Origin of the sequence: Flavobacterium muglaense (genome assembly GCF_014305155.1) — a bacterium.
GTDB classification, from domain to species: domain Bacteria; phylum Bacteroidota; class Bacteroidia; order Flavobacteriales; family Flavobacteriaceae; genus Flavobacterium; species Flavobacterium muglaense.
Map to the genome: position 1 here is coordinate 1 of NZ_JACRUK010000011.1, position 22,689 is coordinate 22,689.

The 22,689-nt window shown below is 27.8% G+C and carries 18 protein-coding genes; 13 read left to right on the forward strand and 5 right to left on the reverse strand.

Going from position 1 to position 22,689, the window contains the following annotated elements:
- The 12 genes from H8R24_RS06530 to H8R24_RS06585 form a co-directional block, all read left to right on the forward strand.
- Positions 1-2,140, forward strand: a 2,140-nt coding sequence (locus tag H8R24_RS06530) for a class I SAM-dependent DNA methyltransferase (protein ID WP_187017757.1), incomplete at its 5' end; no start/stop codon positions are given.
- Between the two features lie 5 nt (positions 2,141-2,145).
- Entirely contained in the window at positions 2,146-3,147 is a 1,002-nt protein-coding gene (locus H8R24_RS06535) for a virulence RhuM family protein (RefSeq protein WP_187017758.1), read from the forward strand.
- A gap of 2 nt (positions 3,148-3,149) precedes the next feature.
- On the forward strand, positions 3,150-5,081 hold the full coding sequence (locus H8R24_RS06540) for a DEAD/DEAH box helicase (RefSeq protein ID WP_187017759.1): 1,932 nt from the start codon (positions 3,150-3,152) through the stop codon (positions 5,079-5,081).
- Entirely contained in the window at positions 5,074-6,282 is a 1,209-nt protein-coding gene (locus tag H8R24_RS06545) for a GIY-YIG nuclease family protein (RefSeq protein ID WP_187017760.1), read from the forward strand. Before H8R24_RS06540 ends, H8R24_RS06545 begins: the two co-directional genes overlap by 8 nt.
- Before the next feature lie 64 nt (positions 6,283-6,346).
- Positions 6,347-7,573, forward strand: coding sequence for an ABC-three component system protein (locus H8R24_RS06550; RefSeq protein WP_187017761.1), 1,227 nt, complete (start codon positions 6,347-6,349; stop codon positions 7,571-7,573).
- Positions 7,570-8,025 (forward strand): three component ABC system middle component, encoded by a 456-nt coding sequence (locus tag H8R24_RS06555; RefSeq protein WP_187017762.1) that lies wholly within the window; start codon positions 7,570-7,572, stop codon positions 8,023-8,025. Before H8R24_RS06550 ends, H8R24_RS06555 begins: the two co-directional genes overlap by 4 nt.
- A complete protein-coding gene (locus H8R24_RS06560) occupies positions 8,022-9,881 on the forward strand; it encodes a DUF3732 domain-containing protein (protein WP_187017763.1) in 1,860 nt (619 codons plus the stop codon). The genes H8R24_RS06555 and H8R24_RS06560 overlap by 4 nt, the downstream gene beginning before the upstream one ends.
- 2 nt (positions 9,882-9,883) lie before the next feature.
- Positions 9,884-10,918, forward strand: a complete 1,035-nt coding sequence (locus H8R24_RS06565; RefSeq protein ID WP_187017764.1) for a nucleoid-associated protein — start codon at positions 9,884-9,886, stop codon at positions 10,916-10,918.
- A gap of 160 nt (positions 10,919-11,078) precedes the next feature.
- Positions 11,079-12,260 carry a hypothetical protein gene (locus H8R24_RS06570; protein WP_187017765.1) on the forward strand — a complete coding sequence of 394 codons (1,182 nt, stop codon included), beginning with the start codon at positions 11,079-11,081 and terminating at the stop codon, positions 12,258-12,260.
- 3 nt (positions 12,261-12,263) lie between these two features.
- Positions 12,264-14,435, forward strand: a complete 2,172-nt coding sequence (locus H8R24_RS06575; protein WP_187017766.1) for a hypothetical protein — start codon at positions 12,264-12,266, stop codon at positions 14,433-14,435.
- Between the two features lie 15 nt (positions 14,436-14,450).
- Complete coding sequence (locus H8R24_RS06580) at positions 14,451-16,403, forward strand: hypothetical protein (protein WP_187017767.1); 1,953 nt, start codon at positions 14,451-14,453, stop codon at positions 16,401-16,403.
- 3 nt (positions 16,404-16,406) lie between these two features.
- A complete protein-coding gene (locus H8R24_RS06585; RefSeq protein WP_187017768.1) occupies positions 16,407-16,562 on the forward strand; it encodes a hypothetical protein in 156 nt (51 codons plus the stop codon).
- A 1,017-nt stretch (positions 16,563-17,579) separates the two neighbouring features.
- Here H8R24_RS06585 and H8R24_RS06590 read toward each other — a convergent pair.
- The 5 genes from H8R24_RS06590 to H8R24_RS06610 all read right to left on the reverse strand — a co-directional run bounded on the left by H8R24_RS06590 (position 17,580) and on the right by H8R24_RS06610 (position 21,328).
- Complete coding sequence (locus H8R24_RS06590) at positions 17,580-18,335, reverse strand: hypothetical protein (protein ID WP_187017769.1); 756 nt, start codon at positions 18,333-18,335, stop codon at positions 17,580-17,582.
- Positions 18,336-18,922: 587 nt separating this feature from the next.
- Positions 18,923-19,537, reverse strand: coding sequence for a hypothetical protein (locus H8R24_RS06595; protein ID WP_187017770.1), 615 nt, complete (start codon positions 19,535-19,537; stop codon positions 18,923-18,925).
- Between the two features lie 270 nt (positions 19,538-19,807).
- The gene (locus H8R24_RS06600) at positions 19,808-20,122 is read right to left on the reverse strand and encodes a helix-turn-helix domain-containing protein (protein WP_187017771.1); all 315 of its coding nucleotides are present in this window, start codon (positions 20,120-20,122) and stop codon (positions 19,808-19,810) included.
- A gap of 12 nt (positions 20,123-20,134) precedes the next feature.
- A complete protein-coding gene (locus H8R24_RS06605) occupies positions 20,135-20,341 on the reverse strand; it encodes a hypothetical protein (RefSeq protein ID WP_187017772.1) in 207 nt (68 codons plus the stop codon).
- Between the two features lie 69 nt (positions 20,342-20,410).
- Entirely contained in the window at positions 20,411-21,328 is a 918-nt protein-coding gene (locus H8R24_RS06610) for a hypothetical protein (RefSeq protein WP_187017773.1), read from the reverse strand.
- A 163-nt stretch (positions 21,329-21,491) separates the two neighbouring features.
- Between H8R24_RS06610 and H8R24_RS06615 the strand changes: the two genes are divergently transcribed.
- The gene (locus tag H8R24_RS06615; protein ID WP_187017774.1) at positions 21,492-22,688 is read left to right on the forward strand and encodes a pentapeptide repeat-containing protein; all 1,197 of its coding nucleotides are present in this window, start codon (positions 21,492-21,494) and stop codon (positions 22,686-22,688) included.
- Position 22,689: the final 1 nt, after the last annotated feature.

The window sequence follows — 22,689 nt, forward strand, 5'->3', positions numbered from 1 at the left end:
ATTGAAGACTAGCAACCGTGCAGACTTTAAGTCTGCTAACCAAATCTATGGACTTTCAGTCCATAGTGGTTTAGTTAGAGATACTATTGTTTCTCCAAAGTTTTCATTGAAAGCTAGAAAGATTATTCTAGAATGTGGAAATTTAGTTTGGTCTGAAATTAATCCTGATATTTTTGGATCAATGATTCAGGCGGTAGTAAATCCTGCATACCGTAGTGGCTTAGGAATGCACTATACTTCGGTACCCAATATCATTAAGGTAATTGAACCATTGTTTCTTAATGAACTTCGAGAAGAATTTGAAAAAAGCAAAGGCAAAATCAATCAACTAAGAAAATTAATTTATAGGATTTCTAAAATAAAAATATTTGATCCCGCTTGTGGTAGTGGAAATTTTTTAATTATAGCTTATAAAGAATTAAGAGCTTTAGAAATAGAGATTATCAAAGAAATTAATGAACCACAAAGTACCACTATTATTGATGGTAGCCAATCTAAAATACATTTTACAAAAGACGGTCATCAAGTAGTCGCAAATGCACCACAAGCAAGAATGAATTTTAACGGACGGCAAACTGAAATTTGGTTTACCGAAGTAAAACTATCTCAGTTTTATGGTATTGAGTTGGATGATTTTGCTCACGAAATGGCAATTTTATCTTTGTGGTTGGCAGAACATCAAATGAACAAAGTATTTGTCGATGAATTGCATGATTATGGTAGGGCGAAACCAATTTTACCGCTAAAAGAAGCAGGTCATATTACCCAAGGAAATGCCACTAGAATAAATTGGGAAGACGTTTGCCCAAAAACAAAAGAGGATGAAATTTATATTTTAGGAAACCCACCTTATTTGGGGGCTAGACTTCAAGACGAAAAACAAAAAACGGACATGAGTACTGTTTTTAATAAAATCAATGGCTATAATAACATGGATTATATTGCCAGTTGGTTTTATTTAGGTGCTAAATATATTGAAGGCTTTAATTGTAAATGTGTTTTTGTTTCTACAAATTCTATATGTCAAGGTGAACAAATAGCTTTAATATGGCCTAATATATTAAATGATAAAATTGAAATTGATTTTGCTTATCAATCTTTTAAATGGACTAATAATGCAAAAGGGAATGCAGGAGTTACAGTAATTATTGTTTGTTTGAGAAATATATCTAATTCTCAAAAATATTTATATATTGAAAATCTTCAAAAGAAAGTATATAATATAAATGCATACTTAATTGAAGGAAGTCAAATAATCATTAATAAAAGAAGCAATCCTATTTCAAATTTACCACCAATTAATTTTGGTAATATGGCAAATGATGGAGGTAATTTATTGTTATCCGAAGAAGAAAAGCTAACCTTGATTAGTAATAATCCTGATTCAAAAAAAATTATAAAAAAGTTTGTCGGTTCATTAGAATTCATACGAGGAAAAGAAAAGTACTGTCTGTGGATAGATGAACAAGATGTTGAATTAGCATACTCGATTCCATTTGTTAAATCTCGGATTGAAGCAAATTATCATTTAAGAAAAAAAAGTAAAAGAGAAGCAACTCAAAAACTAGCAGAATATCCATATTCATTTGGAGAAAAAAGACATTTAAATACAGATTCTATCATAATTCCAAGGCATTCATCTGAAAATAGAGAGTATATTCCGATTGGATTTTTTGACTCAAATACAATAATAGCAGATTCAGCATTAGCAGTATACAATGCCCAACCATGGATTTTTGGATTATTGACTTCAAAAATCCATATGATATGGATTAAAAATATTGGTGGAAAACTTAAAACTGATTATAGATACTCAGCAGGTTTGTGTTACAATACTTTCCCATTCCCAACCATTACAGACAAACAAAAAGAAATTATCAATTTGCATGTTTTTGAAATACTAGACGAAAGAGCCAAATATTCTGAAAAAACATTAGCGCAATTATACGATCCGGATAAAATGCCTGCTGAATTAAAGGAAGCCCACCATCAACTGGACCTTGCCATAGAACGATGCTATCGTTTGAAACCTTTTGAAAATGATGTAGAGCGTTTAGAATACCTATTTAAAATGTACGAAGAAATGACAGCTAAAAATAGTTTGTTAGTAAAACAAAAGAAAATCAAGAAAGTAAAATAATCAGCATGGAAGATAATAAACAAAATATTATTATTTACAACACTCCTGATGGTAAAGTATCAGTAGCTTTATATGCCAAAGATGGTTCTATCTGGATGAATCAAAATCAATTGGCAGAACTTTTTGACACCTCAATCCCTAATATCAGTATGCATATCAAAAACATATTGATAGATGGAGAGTTACAGCAAAATTCAGTTATTAAGGATTACTTAACAACTGCTTCCGATGGTAAGAATTATACAGTTACTTTTTATAGCTTGGATATGATTTTGGCAATTGGATTCAGGGTACGAAGCAAACGCGGAACACAATTTAGAATTTGGGCAAACCAAAACCTAAAAGAGTATATGATTAAGGGGTTTGTTATGGATGACGACCGCTTAAAAAATCCTGATGGCAGACCTGATTATTTTGACGAATTACTGGCAAGAATTAGAGATATTCGTGCCTCCGAAAAAAGATTCTATCAAAAAGTGAGAGATCTTTTTTCATTAAGCAGTGATTATGACCCTACGGATAAGGCAACGCAAATGTTTTTTGCCGAAGTTCAAAATAAATTATTGTTTGCGGTTACTAATAAAACAGCTGCCGAATTGATAGTAGCAAGAGCCAACCCTAATAAGCCTAATATGGCATTGCAGTCTTGGAAAGGTAATATTGTTAGAAAACAAGATATTTTTATTGCTAAAAATTATTTAACTGAAGATGAGTTGGATACACTGAACAGATTGGTAGTAATCTTTTTAGAAACTGCTGAATTGAGAGCCAAAGGCCGATTGGACATTACCACAAAATTCTGGAAAGAAAATGTAGATAGAATTCTTCTTTTTAATGATAGAAATATTCTTCAAGGAGCTGGTAAAGTCAGCAATAAGCAAATGGAAAAAAAAGTGGGCACTCTTTATGAATCATTTGACAACAAACGTAAATTAGAAGATGCTAAAAATGAAGATGCTGTTGAAATAGAATCCATCGAAAAAATAATTAAGAACCGTAAAAAATAGTCATGCCAGATATCGTTCACGTAAAATACAACCAAGCAGGGAAAAGCAAAAAAACGAATGAGTTTGGTATGAGGCAAATGCAGGAAAGAGCTTTTGAAGCTCGTACTGCACAATATCTATTGATCAAAGCTCCTCCAGCATCAGGTAAATCAAGGGCATTAATGTTTATCGGTTTAGATAAATTAATAAATCAAGGTATTAAAAAAGTTATTGTTGCTGTACCTGAGCGTTCTATAGGTAGTTCATTTTCAAATACCAATTTAATAAAAGATGGCTTTTTTGCTAATTGGGAACCAAATGACATTTACAATCTTTGTACTCCAGGTGGTGAATCGAGCAAAATTAAAGCATTTAATAATTTTCTCGAAAGTGATGAAAAATTATTGATTTGTACACATGCTACACTCCGAAATGCTTGTGAAGGTCTTGATGAAAAGGTTTTTAATGATTGTGTAATTGCTATTGATGAATTTCATCACGTTTCAGCGGATGGTAATAATCGTTTGGGTGAAGTATTACGTTCCATAATGGCAAAGTCAACCTCGCATATTGTGGCAATGACAGGCTCTTATTTTCGTGGGGATAGTGTACCAGTATTATTACCTGAATTAGAAGCGCAATTTACTAAAGTAACTTATAACTACTATGAACAATTAAACGGTTATGAGCATCTAAAATCTTTGGGTATTGGCTATCATTTTTATCAAGGAAAATATACTTCAGCAATTGATGAAATATTAGACGAAAACAAAAAAACAATTGTACATATTCCAAGTGTAAATTCAGGAGAATCTGAAAAGGACAAATATGAGGAAGTAAACAAAATTGTAGATAGTCTAGGAGATTTAGAATACCAAGATTCAGTAACAGGGGTTATGTTTGTTCGTAGCAGAAAAACAGGAAAACTTTTAAAAGTTGCCGATTTAGTAAATGACAATCAAAAAGAAAGAGATAAAATTCAAGAGTATTTAAGAGTTTCTAATAATCCTGATGACGTGGATATTATTATTGCGTTAGGAATGGCCAAAGAAGGCTTTGACTGGCCTTATTGTGAACACGCATTAACGGTTGGGTATAGAGGTTCGTTAACAGAAATTATCCAAATTATTGGAAGATGTACTAGAGATAGTGAGAATAAAACACATGCACAATTTACCAATCTAATCGCTCAACCTGATGCACAAGATGGTGAAGTAAAATTGTCGGTTAATAATATGCTTAAAGCTATTACGGCTTCCTTATTGATGGAACAAGTATTAGCACCTAATTTTAAATTCAAACCCAAGTTTCCAGATGAAGACGAATCTGAAGACGATGATGATACAATTAGAATTAGAGGCTTTAAAACGCCAACATCACAAAGAGTTAAGGATATTGTAGAATCAGACATTAACGATTTAAAAGCTAGAATTCTTCAAGACGATAAAATGATTAAAGCCTTGCCAGGCAATGTTGACCCAGAGGTAATTAATACGGTTTTAATTCCAAAAATTATTCGTGAAACCTATCCTGATTTAACTGAAGAACAAGTTGAAGAAGTAAGACAATTTGTTGTAGTTGATTCTGTAATTAAAAATGGAACCATAGAAACGCAAGGGGATAAACGTTTTTTGGTTGGTGCTAGTCAATTTATAAATATCGATGAATTAGATATTGATTTAATTGATACTATAAACCCTTTTCAAAAAGCATTTGAAATTTTATCTAAATCGGTTACAGCATCAGTTTTTAAGGCAATTCAAGAAACAATTGATGCTACAAGAATAGAAATGACTGAAGAAGAAGCCATTGTCTTATGGCCCAAAATAAAAAACTGGGTAGCACAAACAGGAGAGCAACCAAGTATTCAAGCATTCGATCCACAAGAAAGAAGATTAGCAGAAGCTATTATATTTTTGAGAGAACAAAGACGTAAAGCAAAAGCAAATGAGTAAAAAGAAAATAACATTAGATGATATTTTTAATGACGATGAATTTGGACTATTAGAATCAAAAGCTAAAGTTTCCAATATAAAATCAGAAGAGGAGCGCTTAATTGATTCGTTTCAGGAAATCAATGCCTTTTATCAAAAAAACAATAGAGAACCCAAAGCAGATGTTTTTGTAGTATCTGAAAGGAGTTTAGGAGTTGTTTTAAAAGAATTAAGAAAGAACAATAAAAAAATAGAAATCTTAAAACCGTATGATACTTATGATTTATTGGGCAATGTAATTGTAGAAATTAATTCTATTGATGATATTTTGAACGATGATGAATTTGGTTTATTAGATACTGATGATACGTTAGAAATATTCAAACTTAAAAATGTACCAAGTTCTAAAGACAGAGAAGAAACCGATTTTGTTGCACGTAGAAAACCAATAAAAGAGAAAGAATTTGCATCTTATGAAACTGCTTTCAAAAAAGTACATCAAGAATTAAGAGAAGGTAAAAGGAAGCTTAATGAGTTTAAAGACGTAGAACAAAATCTAGAACAAGGGAAGTATTATTTATTAGATGGTTTATTATTGTTTTTAGAAAAAGACGGTATTGAAGATAGACAAATCAAAGATAGAATAAGGAAAGATGGCAGGACAAAAATCATTTTTGAAAATGGTACAGAAAGTAATATGTATTATCGCTCCCTAGCCAAAGCATTATATGTTAATGGAAGAATTGTTTCAGATACAGATTCAGAAGCAGAAAATGAATTATTCAAAAATGCCAATATTGCAAATGAAGAAGATTTAGAAACAGGTTGGATTTATATTTTAAAATCCAAATCAACGAATAAGAGCATATCTGAAATTAAAGATTTATATAAAATTGGTTTTTCAAAGGTTGATGTAAGAGATAGGATTAAAAACGCTGCTAAAGAACCAACCTATTTAATGGCTGAAGTTCATATTGTCAGTACCTATAAATGCTATAATGTTAATCCACATAAATTCGAACAATTGCTTCACAGATTTTTTGCTGAGGTTTGTTTAAATATAGATATTCATGATGACAAAGGAAGAAGGATAACACCTAGAGAATGGTTTGTTGTTCCGTTACCTATAATAGATAAAGTGATTGAATTGATTTTGTCTGGGGAGATTGTTGAGTATAAATATGATGTTTATAAGAAATTAATAATGAAAAGAGAAATTTAATTTTTTATACATTGATATTGCCGAACATAAATTAAAAGACCTTTTCTAATTATAGCAAATAACTATGGATGAATTTAAAATAAATGATGATCACACAGCTGGTCCCCAACTTATAGGCTTTGACTATCAGTTTTTATATTTTATGTACTTAACATTAGATTTAAGTCATGGACAAAAAATAGGTTTTGAAATTTTAGATGATATTCATATTGAATTATCTAATGGTAATATTGAATTATTGCAAACAAAACATACAATTCAAAAAACAGTTAAGGGCGAGAATATAAATTTAACTGAGAGAGATTCAGATTTATGGAAATCAATAAATAACTGGATTTTATTCATGGAAGCATCAGGAAATATTGATAAATTTCTAGGTCAAACATCGTTTAAACTTGTTACAAATAAATCAATTTTAGGTAACCCTTTTTTAAACAACGTTTTAAAATTTAAAAAGAAAGAAATTAGTATCAAAGAGTTTTCTGACTATATTGTAGATTTATATAATAATACCTCTTCGATTGATATTAAAGCTCAAATTGAAAAATTAAAAAAGCTAAAGCAAGCACATAAAGCAAAGTTTATAAATCAAATTCAAATAATTTCAGAACCTGAAAATATAATAGACTTGATTAAGAAAAGGATTCATAAACAAATAATGAAATTAGATAGAGTTGATGATGTTTATAATTCGTTATACTCAAATATGCAAGAAGACAAATTTCTGACAATTATAGGAAGGGATAAATTTTCAATAAGTTTTGAACATTATTCTAAGCGTTATGGGAATTGTTTTGATTTTGCATATGAAAAATCCATTTTGCCTAGAAGAGAATTGAATTTAATATATCCAGAAGATTTAAAGTCACAGACTTTTATTAAGCAGTTAATTGATATTGGAGAAACTTTTGAAGATGATTCTGATGAGATTTTAACATATACCACCTCTATGCTTAAAACTTTCAATTATTTAAATGATTGGAAAGAAAATGGGGATATTTTATCAACTCAAAAAAACGAGTTCGATGCTGAGGCAGTTTTTATTTGGCAAAGAATATTTAAAGATAAATATCGAGATTATAAGTCCAAAATTAATACTGGGGAAATTGAATCTGATGATGAGATGGTAAGGAGAATAGCTATTGAATGTGTTGATGAGGTTAGAAAAGAAAAGTTACGATTAAAGAATGATGAGCTAAATGAGGAACTAAGTAATGGTCAGTTTTACATTCTTTCAAATGAACCACGAATTGGATGGCATATTGATTGGACAAATAAATATAAAAAATGAGTAATAGTTACTATGTATATAATAATGAAGCTATTTCAGCATTAGTTATAAAAAAATACCTTGAGTTCTCTAAAAGTATTGATATATCTAGATTATTTATAATTCTGCCAATTCTACTTGATGATAATTTAGTCGAAAGATTATTAAATGAAAATTTCGATAATATTGAAAGCCTAATCGATAAATACCCTTCTTTATTCAGTAGTTTTAATGACAAATATTTAGAATTAATTCCTATTACTATTAATTCATTTACATTATTGAAAGAAATGAATGATGTAATAATTAAAAATGGAATTATCAGTTGCGTGGAGGGCGGGTTGGTCAATTTTAATGAATCTTCTATTGGAGATAGAATAATTAAAATCTTTTTTTCAATTAGGCCTTTTATTGAATTGACCAATAAATATGATACTAGTTCACTTTATAAAATTTTAAAGATTAGATTATGAAATTTCAATTAAATAAAATTAAACTTTGGTTTAAAAATAATTCTGAACCTAAGGTATACGAATTTCAACCTAATAAAGTAAACGTTATTACTGGTGGTGCCACAAAAGGTAAAACCAGTTTTATGAGTATTATAGATTATTGTTTGCTGTCGAATAAAAGCAGGATAGTAGAAAAGACTATTAATGAAAATGTAGAATGGTACTCAATTGATTTTAATATTAATGAAAGAAATTTTTTTATAGCTAGAAAGTCCGGAAATAGCGGAAGCGTATCGGCTGAAGTTTTTTTTTCAGACAAAAATGAGATTGTTGATATACCAGTTCCAAACATCACAATAGAGGAACTGAAAGATATTCTAAATAAGGAGTTTTTAATAGATGATAGTGGAGACTTATATTTAGCCAATTATAAATCTATTAGTTATAGATATTTTTTACTGCTTAATTCTATTTCTGCAGATATTATAATCAATTCAACAAATTATTTTGATAAGGCATATTATGAAATTGATTCAGATGAAGCTTTAAGAGAAATTTTCTTAATGGCTATTGGAGTAGATAAAATGCTAAATATTAAGAACAGAAAAAAATTAGAGGAGCTTAATTCACAAATAGCAACCGTTACAAGAAAAATAAATAAAGAGAGAAGGGCAAAAGAAAATATAGAATTATCACTACGTTCATTATTTACAGAATGTAAAGAAAATAATTTGCTTGATGTAGATTTTGAATTTAAAGGTGAAGAAGCTATTGATGTTGTATCAAAAATTATTAGTGAATATGTTGCTCTGGCGGATAATGAAAAAACGTTTAATAAACTTGATAATTTAAATAAGGATAAAAGAAAAATCAATAGACAAATTAATTCTATTGAGAAATTCAAAAAGGAGGTTTATGATTATAATAGAAACTTAAATAATTACACCGATAGTTTAAAGCCAATAGAATATATAAGTGAGAATTACAATGAAATAATAAAATCTCATGAAGTGTTAATTTTTATTAAGGAATTAGAAGCTTCTTTATTACAGATTAAAGATAGTTATACTAAATCAGATTTTAAAACTTTTACATATCAAGATCAATTAGATAAATTTAAAGAGGAATTAAATAAAGTACAGACTGAGATTGATACTTTACCCAAAATAAAAGCAACAGTTTCAAATGAAGCAAGTAAATATATTTTAATTGGAACTTTAAAAAGTAAATTAAATCAAATTATCAATGATAAAAATAATGTAGTATATACGGATAACAAAATTCTTGAGACTTATACTAAAGAAGTATACAAATTAGAAGATATTATTAATGATATTGATAGTAGTAAACATATAATGGGAGATGAATTAGATTCTTCGATTAAAAGAAATTATAATTTAATTAATTCAATGCCGGAATATAACGACTATGAAATAAGATTTTCATTAGATGATATGAATTTGAAATTAAAAAAACCGGATCAATTATTTGAAATCGAAACTACAGGAAGTTCCTCTAACTATATGTTTTTACATTTATGTTTTTATTTGGGACTACATGAACATATGATTAAAGTTAGTGAAGAACATGTTCCTCGATTTTTATTTATTGATCAGCCTAGTTTTCCGTATTATTCAGGAGAGGGAGCAAAAGTTAAAAATGATGATAAAACAAAATTGATGGATGCTTTTAATTTGTTAAATAAATTTATGAAATATATTGTTGAAGAGTTAAAAAGTGACTTTCAAATTTTTATGGTTGAACATGCTCCTAAAGAATATTGGGAGAAAAACAATTTAGAGTATTTTCATACTGTTGCAGAATTTACAGATGGTGTAGGTTTAATTCCACATTATGCAGTTAAAGAAAATAATTAGAAATGAATGTAGCAATTGAAAAAATAGATAGATTAATTATCCACAATGTGGGAAATAAATCATACGGTGAAGGAATTAAATTTTCACAAGACGAAACAAATTTTGATAATTCAGAATCCAATATTCTTAAACTAATTCAAAATGTATTTAAGTTTGATTCTTTATATGAATTTTATTTTACACATGATTTAAATTTAAATCCTGTATATAAACTTGTTAATGTTTTATTTGAGGATAATACAAAATTTTTAGAAGTTTCGCAGACTCTAGTTAGTCATCTATACAATCAAAGTACACATCCAAAAATAAAAGGAGGCGATTTTTATGTTATTTATTTAAAGGACTGTATTATTAATGATGAAATTGTTGATGGCATAGCAATTTTAAAATCTGAAAACAAGGACACCTTTTTAAACGTCAAATCAAACCCCAATGGATTTGAACTAGAAAGTTTATTAGGTATGAATATTAATAAATTGGACAAAGGGTGCTTGATATTTAACACTGATAAAGAAAAAGGTTATCTGTTATCAGTAATCGACAATACAAACAAAACTTCAGATGCTCAATATTGGTTTGATAATTTTTTAAGCGTTAGAGAAAGGAAAAACGAATATTATAATACTCAAAATGTTTTGTCATTATGTAAAGAATTTATTTCTAAAGAATTATCAAATAAATTTGAAATAAAAAGAACAGACCAAGCAGACCTTTTAAATAAATCGGCAGCTTTTTTTAAGGAAGAAAACGTTTTTGAATTTAATAAGTTTGCTAGTGAAGTAATTGAAAAACCTGAATATATTGATAGTTTTAATACTTTTAAAACTAATTATGAAAAGGAAAAAAATGTTGATGTCAAAGATAACTTTGAAATTTCAGAAAAAGCCACAAAAAAACAAGCACGTTTTTTTAAAAGTGTTTTAAAACTTGATAAAAACTTTCATATTTATATTCATGGAAAAAAAGAATTAATAGAAAAAGGGGTAGATAATAATGGCAAGAAATTCTATAAGATATATTTTGAGGAGGAAAGTTGAAAAAACAAGATAGGCGTAAAAGATGATCAAAAAGGTTTGGCAAAGGATGTTTCAAATATCGGTCATCGTGGCAATGGTAATTTTCAAATTCAAATAGAAAATGATAAGGATTTGGAGTATAACATGAGTTTAATAAAACAGGTGATTAAATAATTTATCGATGAAAATAAGTATAAAAAACGAAATATCTTATTTGGAGATTGAAAAGGCTTATAAAGTTTTAAAAAAGTCCTCAAATGTAGATTTATATATTCCAGCAAATATTACTGGTAAGCAACTGGGGATTTATTCAGAGATTATTCAATTAATAATAACATGGAGTAGATTAAGCACAGGAAAATTATATATTCATTACAATTCTACAACATTAGAACTTGAAGATAAGATAGATGTAATGTTTAATCGTTATTGGAATTTTGTTGCAGGCTGTATGGGATATAAAAATGGTATTTATTTATTAGACCAAACAGAAGTTTCAGCTATAGTTGCCAAAGTAATTAAGGAAAGAACAAAATTTTTTAAATTAAATGAAAATTGGAAAAAAGGAACTAACAGTTTTATTCCTTCAGTTCAGCATTCAGCAAATCCATTTCCTTCAGCTTTTTATTTTTCTAATGGAACATTAAAATCAAAAAAAGAGATTATAGAATTATCCAAAAATATTCTAATTGATATTTCTAAAAGTTATATATCTGGTACTTCAACTTTTGTTTTAGAACATTATGATAAATTAATTGGAGAAATAATTTTTGAATTAATTGAAAACACTCATTATTGGAGTCAAAGCGATTATTCAAATAAAACTTTTCCAACAGGATTAAGAGGGTTAGTTTTTTCATCTCATCACGGCAATAAAGAAACTTTACTTAATAATTGTAAAGACGACAAACCTCTTTATGAATATATTTCAAATTTAATTACAAATAATGTTGCTGATAATGTTATTGTTGAAATATCAGTTTTTGATTCAGGTTCAGGTTTGGCAAGTAAATGGTCTAAGAAAGATATAAGCGACTTTAATTCTAAAGACGTAATATATGAAGCAATTATTGATTGCTTAATAAAAAATAACACAAGTGATAAAACCAGTAGTTATGAGAGAGGTTTCGGATTACATAATATGATGAAATTGTTAGGCGATCGAAAAGGCTTTCTTAAATTAAGAACAAATGGTTTAAAACTCGTTAGAGATTTTCAAAAAAAACCTTTTAATGGTTATATAGAGAATAATCGAGAAGATTATAAATTAGATGATTGGCATAGCATTCAAAATAAAGCAATTCCAACTTATAAAACAGAAGGAACAATGTTTTCAATTTTTTTACCAATTCAAATCAATTAATTTATGAATATTACTTCATTCAAACATTCAAATAAATTACATTGGTGTATTGCAATTTCTTCTTGTGATAATAATCTAGACCTTGAAACAGAAATAAAATCATATTTGAGTATTAATTATACTCCTGAAATAATTTATTTGTTACGACCACATAATGAAATTCAATACGAAGTAATAAAGGAGAGGATACCAAATTTCGAAAATATAAAAATAATTGAATGTGTATATTTAGAAAATGGATTAATAATCAATCTTGATGAAAATGATTTAATTGCAGAGGAAATATATTTTAAAATATCAAATTCTATTTGTTCACATTTTTTAGTTAAATATGATTCCATTTTAAAAGCTGGTTTAGAATCTTATTTTTTATTACCATCGGAAGTATACGCGACACATTTTATTAGAATTGGGAATATTTTTAAGGAAAGCCAGGATATAAATATTTTATCGATTTTTCTATTACCATATTTTAAGAACAATGCTGAAATTATTTATTCAGATACCCCTACAATTTTTCCTTTAATTTACTCTTGTATTCTTTATAAAAATATATCTACTTCGGTAGTATATAATCCACGAATAAAATTATATTCTTCTAGTAATGTTACAAGAGATGATATTGAAAATATAGATAATTCTTTATTTATTGTTTCTACATCTATTAATGGGTCATTACCAAATAAATTAAATACTCTTGGTATTGATTGGTCTAAAATTGTTGTTTTATTCGGTTTTGATAAAAGTAAACATCATAATTACTCAATAATGAATAAACAAAATTCATTAGAAATATTAGGAAATGAATTTGTATCTAAAAGACCGGATGAGTTCAAAAAAGCATTTCCTAATAGAACATTTGAAATTAAATTTGGAGATGAGCAATTTATACCTTCTCCACCAATAGTTTCTAAATTTAAAATAATATTGAAAGATGCTCCAGATAATTTAAGTGATTTAATGTTTAATTATCTAGCTTATGATTTTGTAAGCTGTTACAAAGGCCAAAATTCTTTAGGTAAAACAAGAGATATTTATATTGATGTGAGTAAATTATTTATTGATATAAATGGTAAAAAATTAAATCATTTTGAAAAGAAAACTAAAAATTTAATAATTAATCAACTTCCAATAAACATAAAAAGTATTATATATGTAGATGATGCTGAATCAAAATATATTGCAGATAAAATTCAAGAATATTATCAGGATGCCCATTCTAAAACGGTTGAATCAGTATTTTATAAAAACTTAAAATTAGATGATACCTTTGCAGAACCATCTTGTTATTTAGTTTGTTCTTCTTGTATTTCAAATGGTAAAAAAATATCAGATGTAAGTAGGAAGTTAAGAACTCAAGAACATTCTCAAATAATTTATTTTAATGGTTTTGTTAGATGTATTGATGAGAAAGCATATTCTAATTTAATGAGTAATATTAAATATGGTAAGTACAATGATTTTTCAACATATAGTTTTATCACAATAGATAAAATTTTATTACCGAATGAAGATAGTGATAGTATTAGTTGGGAGTTTGAAAAAGATTTAATTAAAACTTTATTATTTGGCTTTGATGATTTTGAAACGAAATCAATTATGACAAGTGAAACCAAAGAATATTTTGAAAAAAGATACAATGAATTAAATGATAATAAAGATGGCTTAATCAATAATGTTTATTTGAATAAATCAAATGGAAATAGATTAGTACTTAATAAAAATTTTGCGTTTTTTAAATTTACAAATTGGAAACCAGAGGAGATTCAGCAGTCTAAAGTATATTTTTCAATTTTATCGGTACTTCATAATTTTAGAATTAAAAAGAATATAAAGCAAACAATTTTTGAAAGACATATTTTTGATCCTGAAAATTTTAATAGATATAACGATGGCATAATACAAGCTTCATTTTTAAGAGCTGCAACAAATAAAGAATTGAATTATGAAATTGATATTAATTCAAGTTCATTAATGGCAACAATAATAATTGGTTCTATAGATGAAAACACAAATAAAGACACTGCTCCTTATGAGTTTTTAATGGCCATATGTATTGGTAAATTAACATTACATAAAAATGATTTGATCTCAATTTATGAAAAGTTTAAAGATTTTCCAGATAATATTATTGAGATTTTGCTGAAAATTATTCATTCAAAATTTTTAATATAGTTAATATGTATTTTGATGAATAAACTCAGAAAAAAAATAATCAGGGATTTAAAGTTATATCCTTTTAGCGACCGTTTTGATATTAATTATCTAACAGGATTTATTTCTAAAATTTCTGAGGAAAAAGATTTTAATTTATTACACCCTTTTTTATTATTGGCATCAGATTTTAATAATTTATTTCAAGAATCTTTTAATCAAATAAAGTCCACAATATTATCTTCTAATTTAGATTATGATTTACTTACAGAATGTCTTATTTCATCCGCTAATAGACATTTTATTGTTGTAAGTAAAATATCTGGTGTTGAAGGTAATGAGCATAATTATGAAGATTTTTTTAAAAAGAAAATTCAATCTGTTGATACTTCAATTGGGGATATTGATGCTAGAGCTGCTTTAGAAACTGAAATAGATTCATTAAATATCTTATTTAGTTATTTAAAATATTTTAAAGAAGAATTAAAAACTTCATTGGAAGATGAAAATGATACAAGTAGAGTTGATAGTATAATTCATATGACTCTAACAGCCAATTATTATAATGTTATAAAAACTAGTTATGATGATTCAATTTTTAATAATGGTTTTTTAGAAGTAAATAAAAATAAACTTCATTTTAAATATTTAAATAATGATGAGTTGTTTCTTGGTAAAATTGGATATTTCCGATTAAATAGAAATTTGAGTGCCCATCATATTATATTAAAAGAAACATTGGAAAAAGTAAATGATGTAAGGACATTTTTTTCATCATTTTATAATAACAAAAATGAAATAAAAAGAATTAAAAAAATAATTATTAAAGAAGGAGAAATTTTCTTCACATTAGCTTCAGGTCATGATAAGCAAGAGTTTTGTAATTTTATTTTTTTAGAAGAATCTTTAAGAACCTATTATGAGTTTGTTTATGATGTCCAAATGCCTAAATCAGAAGGTTTATCATTAAAAGATTTTTTAATCCTTTTTAATATGTTACAAAGTTTATTTAATTACTCTTTGAATTTAGTTGATGATGATGATAGTGTGATGAGAATTAAAGAGTTTGGTAAATTCCCTTATAAAATAAAAACAGAATCATTAAAATCATACTTAAAATTAAAGTCAAAATATTCTTGTAAACAAATTAATTATTTTCTAAATCTTTTAACAAATAATATTGATCAAAGAATAAATTTTTGGAACTATCCATTATTTAAAAAAAATGGGTATTATTTAGCTCCATTGTTAAGCGTTTTAAATCCATTAATTTTTGTTTTATCTGATAGATGGTTAGAAGATAGCGGTTTTGATATAGAAAAAAGAGGTGTTTTTTTTGAAAATCATATAAAACAAAAATTATCAAATGCATTAAATGAAAAGAGATATTTTTTTAAAATTCCTAAAATCTCAAAATTTATAGTATCAACTGATGTTTTTGAAGAAATAGATTTAATCATTAATTTGAAAAGTATTTGTATAATCGCAGAAGTTAAATGTATTAAATACGCATTAAATCCACGTGATGAATTTAATGCTCTAAATCGTTTACGAGAAGGTGCGACTCAAGTAAATAGAAAAGCAGATTTTATACGAAATAATGCTACAAAGTTTATAGATAAAATTGGAGATATTTCTACCAAACCAATTATAAAAATGGTACTAACAAATTTCCCGAGTTTTAGTGGTTATGTTTTAGAAGGTGTACCAATAGTGGATTTATATTTGATTGAAGCTTATATTAGATCTGGTAGGATTTCGAATCATCGGTTAGTTACTAATAATGGTAAAATTATAGAAAATAAATTAGAAGATGAGGAAGTTTTTTATAATAATGAAGATGAGTTTTGCGATAATTTGGAAGGTTTTCTTTTTAAACCAGATTACATTGAAAAGTGTAGAAATTATTATGAATTAGTTGCGAACAAAATATCAGTAGAAAATAGCTTTGATATGTATATTGATAGTGTTGAATTTAAAAATATTTAATATGTGCAAGAAGTTGGTCCCTTAAAATATTATTCAGATAACGCATTTATTTCTTTGCTTGATAGCGACAAACAGAAAAAAGAATATACAGGGATTAATCCAGATGTCAAATTAGAAACACGTTTGATGTTCTATGATTTAATTCTTTTGAAAGTCTAATTTCCATAAGAATATTTACTTTGAAAAGAATACGGGCAATCAAGCGGTCTCTCTTCGGTCGTTCCCTTTGTTCCGTTCGGCTGTTACAGTCGGTCAACCTTATATTTCCATAAGAACATTTTCGGCAAATAAGCAATTAAGTAATTCTATTCAATAGTTAGGTTTCCCTCCATTCCACAGACACTTCACAGCACAATAAAATACAGCAGCTTGAAAATAAGCAGCTATATTTTTTGCACTGTTTCGTTCCTCATCTTCACACGGTCTCTTCCTGCGTTCGGTCGGGCTTATGCATCCACAATACCGCTTCATTTCGTTACACTCCGCAAGCTACGTTTCACTACATTCCAGCAGTATTATGTCTGCCGCCCTATATTTTTTCAGCGGTTGCTCCTTCGCACAGCCATCGGGGTTGGCTCCGTTATCACTTTGCCCTAAATCAAGGAACGCCAAAGGCTATCTTATATTTTTTCCCCGCCGTTTCACGCTCATATCTGCTTCGTTTCGCTCCGTACCTACGCTCACCTTTCGCATCTATGGTGGCAGTTCGATTGCCGCAACACCGCCTCTTCGCTCCTCGAAAAACAATAATTTCCGCTATCGCTACAATTATCATTTTCTGCGGTGCTTGGGGGTGTTTGATTGCCGATTCCAAAAGAAACATCTCAAAAGGAGTATAAACAAGAAACATCCTGCTACAAAAAAATAAATAAAAAGAAAGTAAAGGTATGCTACGGTTTCAAATAGTAAAGTTCAAGCCCTACGGGTTTTTGAAAAAATCTCCACCCTTACATTTCCAATTCATAATCCGACTTTACAAACACGATTAAAATATGCAAGAATAGTTGGGTAGTATTTTTTCAAAAAAACTTGACTTCATTTGAAACCTTCTCAGTAAGGACGACTTTCTTTTTTTTCTTTTTCTTTTGAAATAATAAGAAAGTAGGAGAGGATATAAACAAAAAAAGCCTAATCAAATGACTAGGCTTAGATTTATTTAAAATTCCGATTATTGTTTTATAATCCGCTGACTTGAACTAATGCCAATGGATTAAAAGAGCCATTTTTCAAAGGATACATGCTGCCATTTACTTCTTGGAAGAATTCTATTCCTAAAGCAAGAAATAATGGTTTTGTGCTTGCAGGGGTAACGTTATTTGTTTGATTAATTAAAGCAGTTCCATTGAAATCCCAAGGCAAAATAAAAGTTTCAGAAGTTGAAGAAACAAAAGTTTCTGCTTCAAAATCTACTTCAGCTCCTGCAGAGGTAATTTTAAAATGCGTTGTTCCACCTGGGGCAGCAATCATATTTGCAGGAACAAATGAATCGATACTAACGGTTAAAGCACCTGAGGCTCTGTCTATATTAGCTGTATAAGGAGCAAACAGGCTAGTTCCTAATTTACCTCTAATATTAAATTCAAAACCAGTAAGTAATTCGGCTTCTCCATCAATAACATTTCTTAAACCTCTTTCGCTTGTTGTATCGGCTTGTATAACCTTTACCATAGATTGTGTAAGTCGACTTACTACTCTGCCATCTGATGAATTTAATAACAACGTTCTTAAAGCTGTTCTTAAAGTTTTCCCTGCTTTTCCTGCTCTTCCAAATTCAGAACCATTTTCACGTGTTCTTTGAAACGCAGGATCGTTTTTAATTCTGTTTGCGTCTAGGCTCCCTTTTTCACGTGCTAAATGCCCGTCTTTAGTTTTATAAAAAGTAATATCTCCGATAGTACCTTTCAATTTGATAATTCCATTCTGTCTTGCCATGATTTACACTATTTACGTTGTTAAATATTTAAGTTGTTACAGTGGTTGTTATTTTTGTAAAACACTGATATTAAAACAAATATCTAATAATTATATGGGGTTTTTCAGCATTTTTGAAGTAGTAAGGCGCAATAGAACACAAATGGCAACAAATGACAAAGCTGTCTCATAAAGTTGAATGTATTACTGTACTTTTAAAGTATAAAAACGTTAAAAAACAAGAGCTTTTGATTTATTGAACTCGATTAGCAATGTTTAATGTGTTATAAAACAATAGTAAAGGCATAGATAAAGTATGAAAAACCAAAGTAAAAGAATATGTATTTATCCAAAGGATATACAGCGCATAACAGGCAAGAGTTACAGGCAAAGCACTAGAATATTACAAAAAATAAGAATAGAGCTTAAAAAGCTTGATAATGAGTTTGTGTCAATTGAGGAGTTCTGTAATTATACCAGTTTAAAAATTGAACAAGTCGAATCTTTAATTATTGGTTGATTAACATATATTAGTATCTAATAAAAGCTTTGGTACGGCATTAGATACTTTGTGAACCGCTTAGAAATAAGCGGTTTTTTTATACCCATTATCTATAATTAGATTTGGCATATAAAATTTTTTTTACATCATCTTCATCTAATTGATAGGTGTCGCTAAAACTGATTTCTCTCAGTTCTAATGCTCTATCTTTCATATATTCGAAATACTTATTATGTTGACCTACTTTTAAGGTAATTATTATAATTTGAGTATTGTTTTCAAATTCATGCTTAATATCATTTACATAAAAGAAGTTAATTGGTATTAAGGCACTAACAAAAGGTAGGCTTATGTTGTCACCAACTCTGGGCAAATGAGTTAAGTGATCAACGGTGAATTGACAACTATAATCAAAGTATGTTATGTAGAAATGATATAGTACTTTTTTAAAACTTATATTTAATTTACGCTCATAGGTGAAAATTTCGGAATGCATTTTCAATAAAAGCTTTCTTAAGATATGTGATTTTAATCCTGTCGCTTCTTCAGCCTCTTTCATTTTAGGGAATGAAAGGTTTAAATCTTCATCTAAATAGTCATTAGCAGTTATAAATGATATTATGGGTAAGTACTCATTTTTACCTTCAAAGAGCTCGTGTAGTTGATCTCCAATGTAAATAAAATCTCTTATGATTTGTTTTACAGATACTTGTGTTTTCATAATTACTGTTTTGAAATAAATTTAGTAATTATTTTTATAAAAATTGTGGGGATAATGTGGGGATATTAGGGAAATAAAAAACCCTAACGCCTTTGTTTATAAGGGTTAGGGTAATTTTCCTGCGGAGAAAGAGGTTCTTTCTCTATATCGCTTCATCCCAATGGATTCAATAGTTTGCAAAAATATATTTTTCAGGGTACCAACTAGGGTAGCAGATTTAGAACTTTAATGTACATCAGCATACAAAGATATGAGTTATATCTTAATATTTTATCCTAATGTTAAATCTTCTTTTTCTACTGAAAAAATATCTATTAAATATTTTTCTATACTTGGAGCAAGGGTCTTATAAAGAGATAAGTTCTCTTTTGGTACATCTTCTTCAGAAATACATAAAAAGTGTATTACAGCTATAGGTACATTTAAAACTTCACTAAGCTTTTCAAGAGTGTCTGATTGGGGTTTGAATGTACCGCTAATAATCTGTGATAATGCGGTAGGACTCTTGCCAATTAATTTAGCTACTTCTACTTGTTTAAAACCTCTTTTTTTGATTAAAAGTTTAATTACTTTACCTATTTCCATAATAAATTATTTTTATTGAAATATAGATGCAATACTTACTGCTGTAGTAGTTACTGCTTCCATTAATTTAATTCCTATTAGAATTTGTTCTTCTTTTGTTTTTGCTTTAGGGATTTCCTCCTTTAACAATATTAACAATTCTCTAGTAACATTATTCATCTCTACGTTTAATAGAGCATTATCTATTTGAGACGTAATCTCTTTATTTCTATTTTTCATTTCTTTAATATTTTGATTTTAAAATCTAAAATATTAAGGTTTAGAAAACCATCATAAACCTTAATTCGCCTAAGCTGTTAAAGAATATGAATGATGTTCGTCGTCTAGGTTTTTGAAATAAAAACTATTTATTTTTCTAAAAAAATCTCTTTTATTTAATGCACTTTTTTTAAGACTATTAGATATTGATATTATAATTTTATTTAAAAATTCTAATTCAAATACAGAGCGGTTGATTGTTTCTTCTAATTCTTCAATCTTAGTAAAATGAGTCCAAAGAAAATCTTCTAAACCATGGGTATATGTAAAATCGAAACCCCCATTGATAATGAAGTTTTTTAAATTTTCTAAATGATGTTGGTGACGAGTTAAGTCACGGTCGATTATTCCTTGCGTAAACTGATAAGAATTACTATATCCTTCACTATAACTAATACTTCCATTTAAAACTTTTTCGACTTTCTGACTTATTTTGTTTTTTAATAGATTGTTCTTTGCTATATCATATTCAGCAAAAGAATGTAAAGTTTCATAATATTCTAATTTTTTAAAACTACTATTAAAATTAGCAAGTTTAGGAGGATAGTTATTCCAAGTATCAGATGTGTTTATTTCTGGATAACTTGAAAAATATGATAATTTTAATGGCTTACTACACTCCTCAAAATATTTTTGTGTACGAATAAACTGTCGTAAAGTAAGCATTGTATTTGACATTCCACCACTATTGACTGATGTATAAAGGTCTAAAGGATTGTATGTGCTTTTTTTAGTATTTACAACTGCATTAGCCAGATTTTGACATCGAGAAAATAAATTATCTGATTGTTCAATTTTTAAATTTATTGAATTGAATTTTTTACAGACTTCTGAAATTTCGCTATATTGAGATTGAATTTTCATTATATTAGAAAGTTTCTCAGTTGCTTTTAATTGAGCAGTAAGCTGGGATGAGAAATTGATAATATTTTTTAAAGAATCATTCATGAGTACAAATTTAAGTTGAACTTAAATTTAAACCTAATTTATTTTGCTTTTATTTTAAATTTAACATTTAGCTTTGTTTTAAATTTGATAAATGTAGGTCTTACATTGAATATATTTAAACTATTCTCCTACATTTACAATTGTTAAATTAAAAATACTTTAAATGAATAATGGTGACCTTTTAACTCTTATAAATAACAATAATTATCAAAATCATATAACAATTGAAAATAACGTTTATGATTTCTGTAAACTCCATTTGGTTGATGAAAGTAATCTTGAAGAATTAATAGGGTTTATTAGAAAACATAATTTATATATTATAATTCATATTAATAAAGAGTTACTATTTCTAGATAAATTGTTTGATTTAATAATTAATTTATCTAATTGTATTTTTTATAAAGAAATAACGTTTAAAAATTGTGTTTTCCAAGAGAAGGTCGATTTTCGGCAAGCAGAATTCAAAGAGAAAGTTAGGTTTAATGGAAGTAAATTTGAAAAAAAAGTAAGATTTCACGAAAGTATTTTCAGTAAAACAGTATCATTTAACAATACTACATTTAAAGATTTAGCTGATTTTTGGAATGTTACATTCAATGATGTACAGCGTTTTTATCTTACAGATTTTTTAGGAGTAACCATTTTTTCACATGTTACTTTTAACCATCAGGTTCAATTTATATATAACAAAACATCTAAGGATACGATAATTAGCTTTGAAAATGCCGATTTTAAACAATCCTTAGATATTTCCAGAGCAAATTTTTGGTGTAAACTGAATTTCTGGAGTGTAAAAATTAATTACCTTCCTACTGAATTATGGTTGTACCAAACAGATGAGATTATTGAATCACATGATAATAACAGTCAAAAAGCTCATAAAGTCTTAAGAGAATCCTATAGAATCGTTAAAGATGTTTTTTATAAAGAAGGAAATAATATTGAAGCTATTTCTTTTTATAGCAAAGAAATGTCTGCTTATGGTAAAGAATTAAAAGTAAATATCGAAGAAAGTAAGATTGAAGAACGAACTTCTTTATTTTTTAATAAAATTTCAAATGATTTTGGGACAAGTTGGGCACGGGGTTTACTTTTTGTTTTTGTGACAACGATAATTTTTTATAGTTTATTTTTAATCTTTCTATGGGATGAAATTTATTATCTCCCAACACATAAAGGTTTTGCATCATTTTTTAGGCATTTTTTTGAATTTCTAAATATTGCAAAGTGGGACATTAAACCATTTGGTATAACTGATTATAATTATTCATATATAGTTCTATTTATAGGTAGGATTTTTATAGGCTACGGTTACTATCAAACAATACAAGCATTTAGAAAATATGGTAAATCCTGAA